The following is a 3,210-nucleotide window of genomic DNA, read 5'->3' as shown; positions in this document are numbered from 1 at the left end:
AAGTCAGCGATACTTTTTGGCTTATTCAGCTTGGACTCGTACTCAGCGTAAATCTCTTTAACGTCTTTGTCATCCTCTGGCATGGCCCACTGCTCAACTTTGACAGGCTTCCCCGTTGGGGTAAACACGTCTACTTCAAAGCCTGCCTTTTTAAAGTGCAATAAAGGTACCATCATCTCAACGGGATGATTACCTGTGTCAAACTTATTGCCGTTCTCCATGGTCATATACTGCTGCTCGGTACAGATCATCATAATTTTCTTATTGCCCGTATAGCGATTATCATACTCGGTATGATCGTAGTTGGTTTTGTTCGGTGCGGCTATCTTTAGCGAGGACTTAGAAGGGATATAAGCGCCTGACTCAGTCTCTTGCGGCTCTAAAACCAAGGTGTCTTTGGCCTTATCTAAAGTATCTTTGGCTTTGTCTACTAGGTTTTGGATATTCATAGTGGTTCCTTTTTAATAGGTTTTTATTATTGATAGTTATGGATAGCCAAATTAATAAACTTGATAGGCATATCGATTTGGCTATTGTCTAAGGGTAAAATAACAAACTAAGGGGGCGTTAAGTAGAAGAGAGTTTTTATGTTTCGTAAGCTTTGTAAGGGGTCGGTTGTTAAGTTGCAAGAATTATCTATGTAACAACTAACCACTCTATAAATCAACTTTTATCCTAATATACTGCATCTGTGCATTGACGCGACCGCCGATCTGCATGGCACTAGCGCTATGAGTCACCGCTAAATACAGATAGCCATCTCTCGCCCAAAATATATCAGCAGGATCAGTGATAGGCATCCAATTTTTAAAGCCTGCACTCATAACAGGGATGATCTCTCTGCCTTTAACTTTATAGAGTCCGAGATCGGTATGACCCTCATATGGGTTGGCGTAAGCTGAGATGATATAGCGTTTATTTGGTGAGAGATAAGGATAAGCTGAAAACTCTTGAGTTGAGAACCCTTCAACTTGATCAAACATTTGATAGTTCTGACTCTCCCAACGCAGTACTTCAACCAGATGCTGATCTAAGGCATCTATTTGGCCGATATATCTATACGTTTCGCCATCATCGTCACTATCGATATCTACTAGTTTCAAAGAGTCCTTAACCAATTGAATAGTTATTATGCCATTACGTTTTTTGATGGCGTTTTTATGTGATAAATAATCGACAGCGAGCGGACGTTTTTTCTCAAAAAAGGCTTTATCTATTAATTCAATTTTAAGATAGTCATTGAGTACTTTGCCAGCTGAAAAAAATTGATCTTTTTTGCCTACTGACAAATGCGTTATTCGATTTAACTCATTAGTATCAAGTAATTTGACAGGTGCAGGTGTTACGCGGGCTAATGGTTTTTTAATAGAGGGGTTTGTCGATTCAATGACGTTCTGAGCAGCCATTGCCGAATGGTGGCTGCCAAAGCTAAGCAGCAAAGCGGTCAGTGTAGAAAGGAGTCTAGCAGCGTAAGGTTTAAACTTGCTGGAGATAAACATGGTAATAGCGCCTCTTTCAGGTTTTTGAAAGAACACCCTTACTTTAGCTTATTTTTAGGGCGGTAAGTTAAGATCTTTGTCTCAACATTTTAACTTGCGGGTTTGAAGGGTGGAATATAGTCGTCCATAGAGTCAAAGTATAAAGCACGAAGGGTAGCAAGCAAGTATTGATAAGGTCATGAATACTGGCCTTTATATCTGAGCCTTCTAAAGCCATTAGACCTTTTGGCGCTATGATGTGTTTATTGTCAAAGTACTCACCTAGTAAGGCAATGCCGATGGCGACTAGCAAAGCAAAAGTTGAGCGGATGGCTTGCTTTTTGATAATAGGACGTAGGATAAACAGGCAGAGCAGGTAGACGCCGACGCCAACGTAGATATGTAAGGCATCTTTGGCAAGACCTGTCACTTCAATGACGCTTAGTTTAAAAGTAGTAAAGTCCACTTATTTATCTCAAATGTTAGTTATAGATAATAAAAAAGGTGAGTTACGCCTATGATAACTCACCTTACTGCCAAATTTAACTTTTACCTAACTACACGTCCCACTCGACAAAATTCTTGAGTAGTTGCAAGCCTGCGGTATGGCTTTTCTCAGGATGAAACTGAGTGGCAAATAGATTGTCTTTGATAATACTGGCACAAAACGGCTGTCCGTAATCGCAAATGGCGGCAATTTGGGACTCATCGTTAGGAGCGCAGTAATAACTGTGCACAAAATAAAAGTGCTGATTGTTCTCTATGCCCTTCCACAAAGGATGGCTCTCATCCATATCAGTAATCGTATTCCAGCCCATGTGCGGTACTTTAATCGTCGCGCCCTGCTCGTCTATCCACGTTGGGTCAAAGGCTTCTACGTTGCCGTCTAGGATACCCAAACAAGCGGTGCCACCGTTTTCAGCGGAGCGCTCAAATAGCGCTTGCATACCGACGCAAATCGCCATGACGGGCTTATTAAAGATAGCGTCACGTACGACATCATCAATACCAGCATCACGCATACCGATCATACAGTCGCGCATCGCACCAACACCGGGGAAGACGATTTTATCAGCAGCTGCGACGACTTTGGGGTCGTTGGTGATGGACACATCGCTGCCGACATTGGTGAGTGCCTTGCTGACCGAATGCAAGTTACCCATACCGTAATCTAAGAGTGCTATTTTGGTCATTAAAACGCCTCTTTGGTCGATGGTAGCGTATTAAGCGCGCGCTCATCATACTCACAGGCCATACGCAGCGCGCGAGCAAAGGCTTTAAAGGTCGACTCGATTTGGTGATGGCTGTTTTTACCTTTAAGGTTATCCAAATGCACGGTCATCCATGAGTGATTGACGAAGCCGTAAAAAAACTCGCTAAATAGATCGACATCAAACGTACCGACGTGCGAGCGAGTAAAAGGGATGTCCATATGTAAGCCAGGACGACCTGAGAGATCGACGACGGCGCGCGTTAACGCTTCATCAAGCGGCGCATAAAAGTGCCCATAACGACGGATGCCTTTTTTATCACCGAGCGCTTTATTAAAAGCTTGACCCAAGGTAATGCCTGTATCTTCCACACTATGATGATCATCGATAAAGGTATCGCCAACGCATTTGATGTCTAAATCAAATAGACCATGACGCTTGATCTGATCAATCATGTGATCCAAAAACGGCACGCCGGTATCGACCACCCCTTGACCCGTGCCATCAAGATTGACGGTACA

5 protein-coding genes are annotated in these 3,210 nt (G+C 42.9%); all 5 read right to left on the bottom strand.

Annotated elements, in window-relative coordinates:
• A partial coding sequence (locus ACTXGO_RS11610) for a type 1 glutamine amidotransferase family protein (RefSeq protein ID WP_459112926.1) occupies positions 1-449 on the bottom strand: 449 nt, incomplete at its 3' end.
• A 207-nt stretch (positions 450-656) separates the two neighbouring features.
• On the bottom strand, positions 657-1,499 hold the full coding sequence (locus ACTXGO_RS11605; protein WP_443574615.1) for a hypothetical protein: 843 nt from the start codon (positions 1,497-1,499) through the stop codon (positions 657-659).
• Between the two features lie 67 nt (positions 1,500-1,566).
• Positions 1,567-1,944 (bottom strand): hypothetical protein, encoded by a 378-nt coding sequence (locus ACTXGO_RS11600; RefSeq protein ID WP_435949903.1) that lies wholly within the window; start codon positions 1,942-1,944, stop codon positions 1,567-1,569.
• 91 nt (positions 1,945-2,035) lie between these two features.
• Positions 2,036-2,671 carry an imidazole glycerol phosphate synthase subunit HisH gene (hisH, locus tag ACTXGO_RS11595; RefSeq protein WP_443574613.1) on the bottom strand — a complete coding sequence of 212 codons (636 nt, stop codon included), beginning with the start codon at positions 2,669-2,671 and terminating at the stop codon, positions 2,036-2,038.
• Positions 2,671-3,210, bottom strand: a 540-nt coding sequence (gene hisB, locus ACTXGO_RS11590; protein WP_443574611.1) for an imidazoleglycerol-phosphate dehydratase HisB, incomplete at its 5' end; no start/stop codon positions are given. The genes hisH and hisB, both read right to left, overlap by 1 nt.

The organism is Psychrobacter sp. T6-1 (assembly GCF_052258445.1).
This window is presented reverse-complemented; position numbering and strand designations above follow the sequence as displayed.